The sequence below is a fragment of the uncultured Campylobacter sp. genome, assembly GCF_938045225.1.
In the GTDB taxonomy this organism is placed as follows: Bacteria; Campylobacterota; Campylobacteria; order Campylobacterales; family Campylobacteraceae; genus Campylobacter_A.
The window spans coordinates 1-14298 of sequence record NZ_CALINL010000059.1; the positions used below are offsets into that span (position 1 = coordinate 1).

At 45.4% G+C, this 14298-nt stretch carries 12 protein-coding genes; 8 read left to right on the forward strand and 4 right to left on the reverse strand.

Going from position 1 to position 14298, the window contains the following annotated elements; translation table 11 throughout:
* Positions 1-331 precede the first annotated feature (331 nt).
* From Q0200_RS02750 to Q0200_RS02785, 8 genes are all read left to right on the forward strand, one after another.
* Positions 332-2179 carry an aryl-sulfate sulfotransferase gene (locus Q0200_RS02750; RefSeq protein ID WP_297937448.1) on the forward strand — a complete coding sequence of 616 codons (1848 nt, stop codon included), beginning with the start codon at positions 332-334 and terminating at the stop codon, positions 2177-2179.
* A 414-nt stretch (positions 2180-2593) separates the two neighbouring features.
* Positions 2594-3433, forward strand: a complete 840-nt coding sequence (locus Q0200_RS02755) for a DUF3737 family protein (protein ID WP_297937451.1) — start codon at positions 2594-2596, stop codon at positions 3431-3433.
* A gap of 407 nt (positions 3434-3840) precedes the next feature.
* Positions 3841-4680 (forward strand): hypothetical protein, encoded by an 840-nt coding sequence (locus tag Q0200_RS02760; protein ID WP_297937454.1) that lies wholly within the window; start codon positions 3841-3843, stop codon positions 4678-4680.
* 115 nt (positions 4681-4795) lie between these two features.
* On the forward strand, positions 4796-5710 hold the full coding sequence (gene ilvE / locus Q0200_RS02765) for a branched-chain-amino-acid transaminase (protein ID WP_297937456.1): 915 nt from the start codon (positions 4796-4798) through the stop codon (positions 5708-5710).
* Between the two features lie 8 nt (positions 5711-5718).
* Positions 5719-6822, forward strand: coding sequence for an SPFH domain-containing protein (locus Q0200_RS02770; protein ID WP_297937459.1), 1104 nt, complete (start codon positions 5719-5721; stop codon positions 6820-6822).
* A gap of 246 nt (positions 6823-7068) precedes the next feature.
* Positions 7069-8019, forward strand: coding sequence for a bifunctional phosphoribosyl-AMP cyclohydrolase/phosphoribosyl-ATP diphosphatase HisIE (gene hisIE / locus Q0200_RS02775; RefSeq protein ID WP_297937462.1), 951 nt, complete (start codon positions 7069-7071; stop codon positions 8017-8019).
* A gap of 79 nt (positions 8020-8098) precedes the next feature.
* Complete coding sequence (locus tag Q0200_RS02780) at positions 8099-8626, forward strand: DUF2393 family protein (protein ID WP_297937465.1); 528 nt, start codon at positions 8099-8101, stop codon at positions 8624-8626.
* On the forward strand, positions 8626-9159 hold the full coding sequence (locus Q0200_RS02785; RefSeq protein WP_297937468.1) for a DUF2393 family protein: 534 nt from the start codon (positions 8626-8628) through the stop codon (positions 9157-9159). The genes Q0200_RS02780 and Q0200_RS02785 overlap by 1 nt, the downstream gene beginning before the upstream one ends.
* Before the next feature lie 759 nt (positions 9160-9918).
* Here the strand turns inward: Q0200_RS02785 and aqpZ are convergent.
* The 4 genes from aqpZ to Q0200_RS02805 all read right to left on the reverse strand — a co-directional run bounded on the left by aqpZ (position 9919) and on the right by Q0200_RS02805 (position 14039).
* On the reverse strand, positions 9919-10626 hold the full coding sequence (gene aqpZ, locus Q0200_RS02790; protein WP_297937471.1) for an aquaporin Z: 708 nt from the start codon (positions 10624-10626) through the stop codon (positions 9919-9921).
* 636 nt (positions 10627-11262) lie between these two features.
* Positions 11263-12735 carry a bifunctional UDP-sugar hydrolase/5'-nucleotidase gene (locus tag Q0200_RS02795; protein WP_297937474.1) on the reverse strand — a complete coding sequence of 491 codons (1473 nt, stop codon included), beginning with the start codon at positions 12733-12735 and terminating at the stop codon, positions 11263-11265.
* 268 nt (positions 12736-13003) lie between these two features.
* Positions 13004-13234 carry a hypothetical protein gene (locus Q0200_RS02800; RefSeq protein ID WP_297937477.1) on the reverse strand — a complete coding sequence of 77 codons (231 nt, stop codon included), beginning with the start codon at positions 13232-13234 and terminating at the stop codon, positions 13004-13006.
* A 253-nt stretch (positions 13235-13487) separates the two neighbouring features.
* On the reverse strand, positions 13488-14039 hold the full coding sequence (locus Q0200_RS02805) for a hypothetical protein (RefSeq protein WP_297937480.1): 552 nt from the start codon (positions 14037-14039) through the stop codon (positions 13488-13490).
* Between the last annotated feature and the right edge of the window lie 259 nt (positions 14040-14298).

A 14298-nucleotide genomic window follows, 5' to 3' on the forward strand; every position in this document is an offset into this window, starting at 1 on the left:
TAGTCCTCGCCCTCGGTAAACGCGGCTGCGCTAAGGGTGCCAAACATCGCGACTGCTAGAAAGCCTTTGCTAAATTTAGAAAGTAGGTTCATGGAGTGCTCCTTAAAATGATTTCGTTTGAGTTAATTTTATATCCTCTCGCCGCCGCAAAACTCACGCTAAGATAAATTTTAGATTAAATTCGTAAAATTTAGGCTAAATTTTAGCAGAAAATATAAAAATTTGAATTATTTTTTGTATTTAAGCTATTTATAATAATAGCGTGATTTTCACGTTAGCAAGATTTACTAAAATTACGGCAATGAAACGATTTATCATTATAGGAGAAAAGATGAAAAGAACTCTCTCGTCGCTCGCCCTAGCTGCGGCGCTACTGGGCGGTCTAAGCACGGCCGCGCTGGCTATCGGCGGACCTAGCGGCGCACACATCGACTATGGCATCCCGGGCAAGATCGGCGAAGTAGTCGTAAACCCATACGACATCGCACCTCTAACGGCGGTGATCAAAAACGGCGGCTACACGCTAGCAAACGCGAAAGTCACTATCGTACCAAAACCGGGCGGCCAGGTTATCAGCTATAAAGTCGCCGACAAACACCTTCGCACGCACGGCGGAATCCCTGTTTTCGGACTTTACCCTGACTATCAAAACACCGTCGAGGTCGAGTACGATAAAATTTACAAGGGTCAAACCGAGCACGTAAAAGAAACCTATAAAATTTACGCTCCCGCGATTTATCTAGAGAGCTCGGGTATGCCGTCTCAAAAGGGCGCGCTGTTTGATAAAATCGAAGTCGTGAAGGCTCCGAGCGCGAAATTTGCCAACCGCCTCTACTACGTAAATAACTTCGTAAATAAAACCGGCAAGGGCACTAAAGTCGTGTGGAACAACCCCGCAGGTGGCGCGATCGAGTGGAACTACAGCCCAAATAACTTCGTGCTAGACACCAAAGGCGAAGTGCGCTGGTATCTAGAACCTAGTAAAATTTACGACCTCAAGCAGCCGTTTAGCGCGGGCGTCATGATGGGCTTTAAACAAAACGACGACGGCGCGATGACGTGGGGCTACGGGCAGCGATATGCCAAATACGACATAATGGGACGCGAAATCTTTAACCGCGAGCTGCCTGCGGGTTACAACGACTTTTCGCACTCTATGGACGTAGCGCAAAATGGCCACTACTTCCTCCGCGCGGCAAACGCCAACTATAAACGCGCCGACGGCAAAAACGTCCGCACCGTGCGCGACGTCATCGTCGAGGTCGATAGAGACGGCAACGTCGTGGATGATTTTAGATTATATGAAATTTTAGATCCGTATCGCGACATCGTGCTAAAAACGCTCGATCAGGGCGCCGTGTGCCTAAACATCGACGCTAGCAAGGCGGGCCACACCGCGAGCACGGACGAGCTAGCCGCGATGGATACGAACGAAAAATGGGGCGATATCGTGGGCTCGGGCCCTGGACGCAACTGGGCGCACGTAAATAGCGTGGACTACGACCCAAGCGACGACAGCATCATCATCTCCAGTCGCCACCAAGACGCCGTCATCAAGATCGGCCGCGACAAAAAAGTCAAATGGATAATGGGCGCGCACAAAGGCTGGAAGGATCAGTTTAAGGGCTACTTGCTACAGCCCGTAGATAAAGACGGCAAAAAAATCGTCTGCGAGGACGAGTACTCAAAATGCCCCGGCTACGAGAGCGAAAATGGTGGATTTGACTGGCAGTGGACGCAACATACGGCATTTCGCATCGACAGTAAGTCTAAAAAGGGCGTCGTTTATCTAACCGTCTTTGACAACGGCGACACCCGCGGCATGGAGCAGCCTGCGATGGCGGGTATGAAATACTCCCGCGCGGTCGTTTATAAAATCGACGAAAAAGCTAAAACCGTCGAGCAAGTCTGGGAGTACGGCAAACAGCGCGGCAGCGAGTGGTACAGCTCGGTTACCTCGCTAGCGCAGTATCAAGACGACCTAGATAGCGTGATGGTTTACTCTGCGGTCGCGGGTATGCAGTTTGATATCGCCAAAGGCCGTCCGGTCGGCGTACCTAGCCCTCACATCAACGAGTTTGAATGGGGCGCGAAAGAGCCGTCAATCGAAATCAAAATGACTAACGCGATGGGCTATCAGGCGTTTCCGTTTAGCGTAGAAAAGGCGTTTGAGAAGTAAAATTTTAAAATTTAGCGGCCTCGGCCAGTGCGCTTCGGGGTCGCTTTTAGGTAAATTTGGATTTTTGCGCTTGCGGCTCGGTTAAATTTGCCCGCTCAAATTGATGGGTCGCAGGCTTTAAATTTAGATCAAATTTGACGCCCTCCGGCACTCGCTCGGATACGGCAAATTTGACCGCAAAAGGTAAAATTTAGGCTCGCGTTTCCATCCTTTGCGCTAGTCTAAATCTTACCTTTTCCTGCCAAGCGTTTGGGAAAATAGGACTCCGAAAGACAATAGCAACGCCTAAACGCTTGGATTTTTACTGCTGCTTAAATTTACCCGTTTGCTTCATAAATTTCGCTCAGATTTTTAAAATTTACACCCTTGTTGTCGTAAAACCGATATAATCAACAAAAACGACGGAGGCGAAATATGCAAAAATTTGTCGAGCAAAAATTTATCGGCGAGCGCGCGATGTTTGGCGCAAAGGACGCGGAGTTTGAGCGGTGCGAGTTTGCGGCAGGCGAGTCGCCGCTAAAGCACGGGCAAAATTTGCGCCTAAAAAACTGCACTTTCGAGTGGAAATATCCGCTGTGGTACACGAAAAACGTCGCCGTGGAGGATGGGTTTTTGATGCAAACGGCGCGCGCGGGCATCTGGTACGCGCAGGACGTGAGCTTTAAAGACACGCTAATCCAAGCGCCAAAATCCTTTCGCAGGTGCCAAAACGTGAGGCTAGAAAACGTAAATTTGACCCAGGCCGAGGAGACGCTGTGGAGCTGCGAGGACGTGGAGATAAAAAACGTCTGCGCGCGCGGCGATTATTTTGCGATGAACTGCGAAAACCTGCGCGTTTACGGGCTAAATTTGGACGGGAACTACGGCTTTGACGGCTGCAAAAACCTGCTCGTCGAGGATAGCAAACTGCTTAGCAAAGACGCCTTTTGGAACTGCGAGAACGTGACCGTGCGAAATAGCTTCATCAGCGGCGAATACCTCGCGTGGAACAGCAAAAACGTGACCTTTGAAAACTGCGTGATAGAAAGCTTGCAGGGGCTTTGCTACGTGCAAAATCTCGTGATGCGCGGCTGCCAAACGCTAGATACCACGCTAGCCTTTGAGTACTCAAGCGTGGACGCGGAAATTTTAGGCGGCATAGCTAGCGTGAAAAACCCGCTCTCAGGCGTGATAAGAGCAAAAGAGATAGGCGAAATTATAATAGATAAAGAGTGCGTGGATCCGGCTGCGACTAGGATAATTTTAGAAAAATAGGCTCGTCTCGCGAGCGCTTTTCTGAGATTTTTGCTTCGTTTTACTTGCAATTGCAAGCAGAGGTCTTTGCGGCAACCTGTATAGCTAGCCTTGGCCACAAAAACCGTAGCGACGTTAAAAATGATCTCGCGATGCTTCGCCTTTTTTCTTACGCTCAAATTTGGAATTAGCTTTTAAATCCAAGCAACGCTTCAAATTTGGCCCCAAACAAGAAATTATTATTTCGTTTAAATTTTGCCGCCGGCTAGAGTCGCTTATATATAGCTCCTTTATCCTTGCCCATCTACTTTGCTTGCGACATTATCGCTCTATGTTTAAATATGAAGCCGAATTTTGAGATTTAAGCCGTTTTTGGCTTAAATTACTCCTTTAAACTAAAGAATTAAATTATTTAAAAAGGAAAAAATATGTCGTTTTTTGAAAAATTAAAGCTAGCTTTTTACACGATTTGTCGCCCCGAAAAGCTTATTTCGTTTAGGCTCGAAAAGCCAGATTCCCGCTACACGCGCGAAGCGAATTTTACCCTAAAATACGGCGTCCTGCGCGCTCATCAAAATATGAACGCCGTCACGATCGCCTATGACCGCTTGTGCGAACAATATGCGGGATTTAAGCCGCTTTTTATCATCGAAAACGCCCCGCAATGCGAATACACGAATATGCACGCAAGCTCTAGTTTCGAGATGCTGGACGAGGAGGAGTATAATGCGCAAAATCCGGATGCGCGCGACTTTCCCGCTGCGGAGTTTCGTTTGATGCTGGACATCCTAAACGATCCCGAGTATAAGGCTGAAGTGAGCGAATTTTACGGTAAATTTAGCCTAAACTATCCCGATAACTTAAAGGCTTTAGAATACCTAAATACCCGCGACTACGACGCGCTTGACGAGGATATCGACGTTTATCTGTGCCCTTGCGAGCGCAGTACGGACGTATTTGCGAGAATGATTCAGGGGTATTTTGCGGACGATTTTGAGCCCGAGCAGACGTATGCGTTTATCTTAATGATGAATGAGCGATTTGGATTCGAGTTTATCGGCATAGGAGCCACGATAATGCTATTTTACCGCCGCGAAAATTTAAGCGACGATAAGGCCGAGGAGCTACTGCAAGAGCTGGCCAAAATTTACGATACGCCTTACGAAGCGATCAAAAAAGCCCTGTGGCATAGCGCGTTTGGCTCTCGTAAGACGCTCGTGCTGCCTTTTGCCGAAAATATCGAAGACGCCGTAGCCGATGAGCTCTAAAGTCGGGGTAAATTTTGCCTCGCAAGCTCAAAATTTTAGACCGAAATCTTAAACATTACAAAATTTTAAAGAAATTTTAGCTACACTCAGCAAATTTTATAAAAAAGGATGCCAAATGAACCCTTCCGAATTTATCTGGATGGATGGAAAATTAGTCAAATGGGAGGACGCTAAAGTCCACGTTTTAACCCACTCGCTTCACTATGCAAACGCCGTATTTGAGGGTACAAGAGCCTATATGACGGATAAGGGCTTAGCGATATTTCGCCTAAGCGACCACACCGCGCGCCTGCTAAAATCAGCCAAAATGACGATCCTAAACGTCAAATACACGCAAAAAGAGCTTGAAGACGCGCAGGTCGAGCTACTTCGCGCAAATAAATTTAAATCAAACGTCTATCTGCGCCCGATCGTTTATCTAGGCTACGGCGTGATGGGTCTAGCTCACACTAAAGCTCCCGTAAATACCGCGATCGCGGCATGGGAGTGGGGTGCGTATCTAGGCGAAGAGGGCCTAAAAAAGGGCATCCGCGTGAAAATTTCGAGCTTTGCCAAACTAAACGTCGGTGGCCAAATGAGCCGTGCGAAATCAAGCTCGAACTACCTCTGCTCGCAAATGGCAAACTACGAAGCCAAAGAAGCGGGCTACGACGAGGCGTTGCTGCTTGATAGCGAGGGCTACATCTCCGAGGGACCGGGCGAGTGCTTTTTCATCGTGGAAGACGGCGCGCTCATCACTCCTCCAAACGACAGCAGCCTAGCTAGCATCACGCAAGATACCGTCATCAAAATCGCTCGCGACCTAGGTATCGAAGTGCGCAGAGAGCGCATCACTCGCGACCGTGCATACACTGCGGACGAGGCGTTTTTCACGGGTACGGCGGCTGAGGTCACCCCTATAAGCGACATCGACAACCGCGTTATCGGTGCGGGCGAGCGCGGAGCGGTAACTAAACGCCTACAAGACGCGTATTTTGACGTAGTTTACGGACGCAATCCAAAATACGCCTCGATGCTAACTTACATTTAAGGAACGAAATGCCAGCAGATTTGAATGATTATTTTAATAAAAAACGAGGCTCCGGCGGCGGAGACGATAACGGCGGCGAGAGCAAGGGGCCGAAAGTAAATTTTAAAACGCCTGATTTTAAAGGATTTGGCAAAATTTCGGCCTTTGCCTACGTTATCATCGCGCTTGTGGCCGTGATCGCGCTCACGCAGCCTTTCGTCACGATAAACTCGGGCGAAGTGGGCATCAAGTCAAATTTGGGTAAATACGACCCGTCTCCGATGCAGCCGGGACTGCATTTCTTTATCCCGTTTTTGCAAAAGGTCATCGTAGTCGATACTCGCGTGCGCCTCATCAACTACACGTCTGGCGAAGATATGGGCGAAGCGGCGCAAAAGTACGGCGCGCAGGCTCAAGCCGGCATCATCCGCAAAAACTCGATCTCCGTTTTGGATGCGAGAAACTTGCCTGTTAGCATCGACATCACCGTGCAGTACCGCCTAAATCCAGAAAACGCGCCTCAAACGATCGCATCTTGGGGGCTTAGCTGGGAAAACAAGATCGTCGATCCCGTCGTACGCGACGTCGTGCGCAGTATCGCGGGTAAGTACACTGCCGAGGAGCTACCGACGAAGCGAAACGACCTAGCCACGGCTATCGACGAGGGTATCCGAAAGGATATCGACGCTCAGCCAAACAAACCAGTCGAGCTGCTAACCGTGCAACTACGCGAGATCATCCTACCTGAAAAGGTAAAGGAGCAGATCGAGCGCGTACAAATCGCTAAACAAGAGGCCGAGCGAACCAAATACGAAGTAGAGCGCGCAAATCAAGAGGCGCTTAAAAAAGCAGCCCTCGCAGAAGGTACGGCAAAGGCTGCTATCATCGAGGCTCAGGGTCGTGCGGACGCGGCTAAGATCGAAGCTGATGCGCAAGCCTACGCAAATAAAGAGGTCGCAAAAAGCCTAGATCACAATTTGCTAAATTTAAAGCAGATCGAGACGCAGGGTAAATTTAACGAGGCGCTACGTGAAAACAACGACGCGAAGATATTTTTAACGCCCGGCGGAGCAGTGCCGAATATCTGGGTGGATACGAAGGACAAAGAGAAGCAAAGCGCGATAACGCAATAACTTTTGCTTGAAGCGGCTCGCCTTTTTGCGCTTTGCGGGCGAGCGCTTTTCGGGGTCGGCTAAATTTAGCTTGGATGGCTTTGCTTCGTTGCCGTTTGTAATCGCAAGCAAAGTCCGAACTGCCGCTAAATTTACCTGAGTAACTCCAAAATCATTCAAAAGCAGGCATAGCGTTTTGCAAAGTAAATATTTCTGCAAAATTTCGCCTTTCTAGCTCAAATTTGAAGCAAATTTAGGCTTTAAAATTTGCTAAATTTAAACGAGCGGCGATATTTTTTATGCCGCTCGAAATTACCCGCGCGCCAAGCCAAATCCGCGGCCAAAAAGGAAATAAAAATGAAAATAGACTGGGAAAAAGTAGGCGGCCTTTTGCCCGCCATCGTGCAAGAAAGCTTGAGCGGCGAGGTTTTGATGCTTGCTTATATGAACGAAGAGGCGTTAAATTTGAGCCTAAAAACGGGCTTTGCGCACTATTTTTCACGCACGAAAAACCGCATCTGGAAAAAGGGCGAGGAGAGCGGAAATACGCAGGCTATAGATGAGATTTTCCTAGACTGCGACAACGACACTATACTGCTCAAAGTCGTTCAAAACGGCGGCGTAGCCTGCCACACGGGCGCAAAATCATGCTTTTTTAGAAAGATTTCGGGAGACGGTGGCGAGTCAAATTTAACCGGTGCCGACGAGCAAAATTTAAACCAAGCCAAAAGGCCGATCTACGGCATAATCGACGAGGTTTATCACGCGATATTAGACCGCAAGCTAAACGCCGATCCGCAGACCTCGTACGTCGCGAGCTTGTTTAAAAAGGGCGAAAACGCGATCCTAAAAAAAGTCGGCGAGGAGGCTACGGAGCTAGTGATGGCGTGCAAGGACGCCACGGCGCGGAAAAATGAAACTGCGCAGTTTAACTCTGCCGTAAGCGGCGGTCAAATTTCGTCAAATTTAACCCAAAACGAAAATTTTGCTAAAATTTCAAACGAAAACGCCGCAAACCAAAACAGCCAAACCGCGGCGCATCAAAGCCAAAAGCCAAAAACGCCGACCGAGGAGATCATCTACGAGGCGGCCGATCTATGCTTTCACTCGCTAGTGGCGCTAGCGCTACACGGAGTGCACCCCGACCGCGTCAAGGCCGAGCTTGCACGCCGTTTTGGACTAAGCGGCATAGAGGAAAAAAACTCGCGAAAAGGCTAGAGTGGTCAAATTTGGCACGCTTTGTGCAAGAGGATGTTAAATTTGGCTCGCCGCAAGGCAAACGAAGCAAAGAGGCAAGATGATAAACGAACTAAAACAAGGCTTAAATTTCTATCTGACGCACCTTGGCTGGGTGGATTTTGCCGCCTATATCTGGATGTTTTTGACCTTTTTAGCGCTCGTTTCGCTTTGCATTTACGTCGCGTCAAAGTCCTTTTTTGCGGGCTTTGCGCTGATGATCGTCACTATCGCTGGGCTTGGGTGTGGGGCGTATTTTATGCCTAAGCTTTTAGACGAAAATCTGCGAACTCGCTCGCTCGAGCTAGTCTCAACTAAGCAGCTTGAGTACTCAAATACGCTGCTTGTGGATCTGCGCCTAACAAATCTCTCGAAAAAGCCGTTTAACTACTGCGAAATCGGTCTTAGCTTTTACAAAAACTCGGGCAATACGCTGCGCCGATACGCAAACGAGCTAAAGCCGTTTTTGAGGGAAAATATCGTGCTAAAAGACGCGCTAGACGTAAACGCGACGCGCGAGATCACGCACGCGGTAAATAACTTTCGCGCACAGGACTACAATATCACGACAAGCTCGGAGTGCTTTTGATGGAAGGGTATTTTAACGTATTTCACCTCATCGCGCTTGCAGTTTTGGCGCTACTTTCTGTGCTTTTCGCGCTGATCGCCCGCAGCGAGAAAAATCCGAAGTTTTTTAAAATTTACATCGCGATAAACGTAATAGCGACGCTGACGCTTGGATATTTTTTCATGATGATCGTGGATAAATACACCAAAAAGGCCGTGCTGACGGAGTTTTCCGGCCACCGCGTGCTAAGAAATGAGACCATCGTGTTTAAGGGCTCGCTGCGAAATACGGGGGAGTTTAGCATCGCAAACTGCGATCTGACCGTCAAACTCATCAACAACCCCGTGAGCAAGGAGACGATCGCGGGCTCTATCTTTAAGCCTAGCGGACTATCGCTATTTTCGCGAGGCGACGAGCGCTCAAACGTCGCGGAGATCACCGCTAGCGTCGCTAAAAATATCGCGCCTAAACAAATACGAAATTTTAGTCTCTCGATGCCCTATCCGTCGTACTTTGCTAATACCCAGACGATAACGAAGCTGGAGTGTAGGTAGGCGCGGGTAAATTTGCCCGAATGCGATATAAAAACCTCCAAAGGAGCTTTTCGTTGAAGGTAGGTATAAACACAAAAATCACGATCTTGTCGATGTTCTTAAAAATCACAAGCGTAGAGATAAAAAATAAACATATATAGTCCGTTTAAAAATTCCGAAAAATAAATTTAGAGAAATTTTATAGTGTTTTTAGCTCGATATGGAAGTGGTAAAAATAGCGGAGTTTATTAAAATTTCATAAAAAATCGATAAAATAACCAAAAATATCAGAATTTTATGGCCGGCGTGCATGATAAAATATTTAATTTTAGAATAGATTTCTGGCTCGTGTGCCTACTTGGTTAAAAACCTACTACTTTATAACATTTCTTGGCTTGCGGTTGCTAGTAAAACGGCATACTAAAGTGCGACGTTCAAGTTTGTTTATATAGCCTAAAACTATTTTGCAAATGAATTGATGCCGATGTCGCCTAGATGTAGCGACTTTAATGACTCGCTATCTATTATGATTACCAGAAGGCTTACGATGGTTTGTTGGATTGCGGAGACGAGGTTATAGTGACACAAAGAACTCAAAGAATAATTTAATTGCGATGCGCTTACTGTTTGTTAAGACGAAGCTAGAGGGATAGCGAAGTAGAAGTTAGATGTAATAACGGTAATATGTTAAATAGATTATTATATTCGCTTAACTGATCTTAATTTTAAAAATTTTATGAAAATAGAAAGGGCGAAGACGCCCTTGAAGTATAAATTTAATTATTTTGCGCTTTTGCAGCCGCATGTGCAGCCCATAACTTTATAGATGATAGCTCCTATGATAGCTCCAACGATAGGTGCAACCCAGAAAAGCCAAAGCTGCTCTAATGCCCAACCGCCCTGAAATATCGCAACGCCAGTTGAACGAGCTGGGTTAACTGATGTGTTTGTGATAGGTATCGAGATAAGGTGGATAAGTGTCAAACCAAGGCCAATAGCGATCGGTGCAAAGCCTTTTGGTGCACGCTCATCAGTCGCACCTAAGATGATGATAAGGAAAAATGCAGTTAAAACTACCTCAGCAACTAGCGCTGAAACTAGGCTGTAGCCATTTGGTGAGTGCTCACCGTATCCGTTGCTAGCAAAACCGCTTGCAGTAGCGTCAAATCCAGCCTTGCCTGAAGCGATGAGATATAGCACAGCAGCAGCTGCGATCGCTCCGATAACTTGTGCGATGACGTAAGGCACGAAGTCTTTTTTGTCAAATCTTCCGCCAACTAGTAGGCCAACCGAAACAGCAGGATTGAAGTGACCGCCGCTGATGTGACCAACTGCGTAAGCCATCGTAAGAACTGTAAGACCAAAAGCAAACGCAACGCCTACAAAGCCAATACCAAGCTCCGGAAAAGCCGCTGCAAATACTGCACTGCCGCAACCTCCAAAAACCAACCAAAATGTGCCAAAAAACTCGGCTAAATATTTTTTCATCTCTTCCCTTTTAGGTAAATTTAAAAACGGGCGATTTTAGCATAAATTTGTAACTTTGCAAAATATTTTATAGTCTAAATCTATAACATAATGTCTCATGGGGCGTTTTAGTATTTGTTCTGGTTATTAAACTCGTGTCTCGGATTTGCTGAAAACTTAGCGGTACTGATATCAAGATTCTCCGAGCTTGGCGTGCTGCACCTAGCGTAAGCGCATATTTTTTACGTTTTTGTTGTTCTCTGCGTACCGTTAAACCGATTATTTGCATATTTATTAGTTATCATCTAAGTTGTTAAATTTTACTCATAGACCACGATCTGTATGCCGTCTGGAAAGAGCATATTTGCTAAAACCGTCGCTGTTTTTTCATAATTCAAAGCAAAAAGTATCCTTAAATATAAGCCTTTAAAATCAAAACAAAAATTAAAAACGCGAAGAATTATCTTGAACTAAATTGCGATAAGAGCCGGGTTGATCGTAAAAAGCTTCTAGACATTAAGTGTTGGGGCTTTATTTGCCGCAATCAAGCTCGTAGTCATTTGACGGTTCTTTTGCGCTTATCGCTGAATGCGGCGGAAATATAGCCGCAGTTGTATGGTAAATATTAAAAAGTCGCATGGGTGACCAAAAATACTTTTAATTCAAAATCGTTAATCGCCTCTCTACGTCTTGCCGAATAGCTTTGTGCGTGCTTAAGTACTCTTCTAAAATATCTAAGCAAGAAGTGGAAATCATCTTAGGAGTACCGAAAGTTTTCACGTGCTCAAAACTGACGCCAAAAAAGCTTTCTAAATTACAGTAATGGTAGTTTTGTAGACCGATCGTGAAAATATCGTCATCTGCTATTTCTATTCCACGATAAGTTAGGCTAATGATTTCTCGGTTGGAGCGCGAATAGGCGAGTTTTAGCCCCTGCGATAACTGATAAAATTCCGTTGTTCTCAAAAAGGCGTCGTCTCGCAGTAGATAGCGCATAATTTGGCGAAAGGTTCGCCCGTCCACTTTTAGTATATAAACGCCGTCGTCATAAGGGAAAATTTCGACCAAAGCGCCGTATTCTACAATCGGCCCCAGCTTCTCGCCCCAAATACTGCCTGAGCCAAGCAACATAATATCTATGCCTAGGCTGTTTTTGAAAATATCGGCAAACAAATTTCTCAAAGCCGTTTCGATGTTGCGCTGCGGGTGCGTTAGCGGACAGCTAAAACGGGTGATGACGCGAGTATATTTTTGATCGGTTACGCTCTTATATTTTCGAATCAAATTCTCTATTTGCTCATCGACCGGGCAGTACTTGTCGGTTATAGGGATACGCTGCCATTTATAGCTTGCGATGCTGTTGGTATCGGTATTAACTACGATATCAAATCGCCCGATCTGGTCGGCATCGACGCCCGCTTGGGCGATCAAAATGTCGTTAACGACGCAAGGCTGCTCCATCAAGGTATGAGAATGCCCTCCGATAATCAGATCGACGCCCCATTCCGGTCGCAACATAGCGGCTAGCTCTTTATCAGCCTCAAAACCGATGTGAGTTAGCAAAACCGTAAAATCGATATCGATTCGGTTGTGGGTGTTGCAGATTCGCCCGACCTCTCGCGCCGCCTCTTCGATTCCGATGAAAGAACCGATCAGGTGGTCTTGCTTGGTCTGTGCTAAAACCGCATCGGTAATGATACCGATAAAAAGGATTTTCATGCCGTCAAGCTCCATGATGTAGCAAGGCGGAAATAGACGGGCGTGATTGGTTTTGATAAACAAATTTGCGTTTATGATGGGAAACTGGGCGCATTTTTCGATAAAAAGCAAATGCGGAATACCGTAATCCAGCTCATGATTACCTACCGTAGCGATATCGGGCGCTAAAGCATTCATGATCTCGATCGTAGAAATCCCTTTATACTCTGAATCGATAATCGAGCCTCGAAACATATCGCTGGCGATAGCGTAGATGACGTTTTTTTCTGTTTGACGGACTTGATTTATATAACCGGACAGCATAGAGACGCCGCCTACTAGTTTGTCGTCTATTTGCTCGGCCAAAAAGTCTCCGTGCAAATCATTGGAGTGAAGTAGGGTTAATTTTTTTAAATTTGGCGTGGGATTCATTTGGTCGCCTCCCTAGAGAAAAAAGCGGTAAAAACGAAAAGAATTTTAAACGGTAAAATAAAATATTTGCAAACCATAAAACACTCTCCTTATAGAAAATTTTATCGGTTCCTGATTCTTTTTTATTAGATTGCTTTCTTTTATGCGTCTTGCTTAAACTAAAACCGTTTTTTAGTAGAAAATTAAAGTCGCATATTTAACTAAAAATTTCGCAATCTTTTAGTTTATTTGAGCCGAGCGCAAATTTAAACTCGGCTCAAATTTAAATTTATTTATGATTTTTTATTGTATCTAGCCACTTGCTGCCGTCTTGATCGCCTCCGTCGCAAGCGTTCTTAGCGACTCCCTTAATCTGTCGGCAAGTTGCGAGATCGTTTAGCTCGCATGCCTTGTACGCATACGTCATTGCTATGTTGTTATCCTTTTGAACAAATTTGATAGCTTCGAGACATCCGTCGCTATATCCATATTCGCAAGACTTGTCGTAAAAATACAGCATTTTTCCGGATCGTTTTGATAGGAGCCTGCTGCCTGAAAACAATCATATCCGTTCTTTTTTCGTCGCAAGAATTTTTCTGTTTTTCTATATTTTCTTTTTGTTTAGCGGTATTTTTAATCTCATAGCAGGCACGTTCAAATCCGAATTCGCAAGCTTTGTTGTAAAAATACAGTTTTTTTCCGGATCGTTTTTATAATAAGTATCTGCCAGCTCAACGCAACTATAACCGCGCTTTTTTTCGGTACAAAAAAACTCAAGCCTCTTGCTCGTGCCGCCTATCTTGTCGCACGACGGACTTTTTGGATCGTCTTTGCAAGCGATAGTGTAGAGTTCCGTCGTTTTTTTTCTCGTCTTTCATGCCGTATTGATCGCTTTCATAGAGCGCGGCTAGATTGGCGCAGCCTTCTTTATATTTATCGTAGCAAAGTTTTTCTAAAATTTCCTTACCCTTTTTGATATCTTGTTTCATGCCTACGCCGTCCGTATAGAAATGGCTCAGGATAGGGCACATATCGTATATATCTCTATCGCACAATCCTTCATATAGATTAAATGATTTTTTATAATCCTTCTCAACGCCCTGACCGTAATAATACATATAGGCAAGATGTACGCAGGAGGTATTGTCGTAATGCTTCGCGAGTCGCTCGCAAGATATCCAACTTTTCTCTTTCAGGCAACCCTCTTGATCGTAGGCGAGAGACTCTACGGTTTTGCCGGCCGATCTTAGTTGCTCTGCGATTACGGTACTGCTTTCCGCATGAGCGGATACTGCAAGCAACGCAACAGAAAGGACAAAAACCAATTTTTCATAGCGATCTCCTTGTATAAAATTTATTTATCTATTATTATACTAATCTTATTAATCCATTAAGTATTATAGCCTATTGTCTTAATTTTAGCAACATATTTTATTTTTTAAGTATTATTTTAAATTTGGCATTCAAACCGCATCAATAAATCACTTTGTTGAGTTTTTATAATAAAAATAACTCTATAATTTAACAAAAATATAACTATAAAATCAGAAGATGGGCATATAAAAGTTGAAAGACCTAATGATG

Bases quoted from the DNA above. Each gene is read 5' to 3' on its own strand.
- Q0200_RS02755 (WP_297937451.1), top strand. From the start codon at position 2,594: ATGCAAAAATTTGTCGAGCAAAAATTTATCGGCGAGCGCGCGATGTTT.
- Q0200_RS02750 (WP_297937448.1), top strand. From the start codon at position 332: ATGAAAAGAACTCTCTCGTCGCTCGCCCTAGCTGCGGCGCTACTGGGC.
- Q0200_RS02785 (WP_297937468.1), top strand. From the start codon at position 8,626: ATGGAAGGGTATTTTAACGTATTTCACCTCATCGCGCTTGCAGTTTTG.
- Q0200_RS02800 (WP_297937477.1), bottom strand. From the start codon at position 13,234: ATGCTGTATTTTTACGACAAGTCTTGCGAATATGGATATAGCGACGGA.
- Q0200_RS02760 (WP_297937454.1), top strand. From the start codon at position 3,841: ATGTCGTTTTTTGAAAAATTAAAGCTAGCTTTTTACACGATTTGTCGC.
- Q0200_RS02770 (WP_297937459.1), top strand. From the start codon at position 5,719: ATGCCAGCAGATTTGAATGATTATTTTAATAAAAAACGAGGCTCCGGC.
- ilvE (WP_297937456.1), top strand. From the start codon at position 4,796: ATGAACCCTTCCGAATTTATCTGGATGGATGGAAAATTAGTCAAATGG.
- Q0200_RS02795 (WP_297937474.1), bottom strand. From the start codon at position 12,735: ATGAATCCCACGCCAAATTTAAAAAAATTAACCCTACTTCACTCCAAT.
- Q0200_RS02780 (WP_297937465.1), top strand. From the start codon at position 8,099: ATGATAAACGAACTAAAACAAGGCTTAAATTTCTATCTGACGCACCTT.
- aqpZ (WP_297937471.1), bottom strand. From the start codon at position 10,626: ATGAAAAAATATTTAGCCGAGTTTTTTGGCACATTTTGGTTGGTTTTT.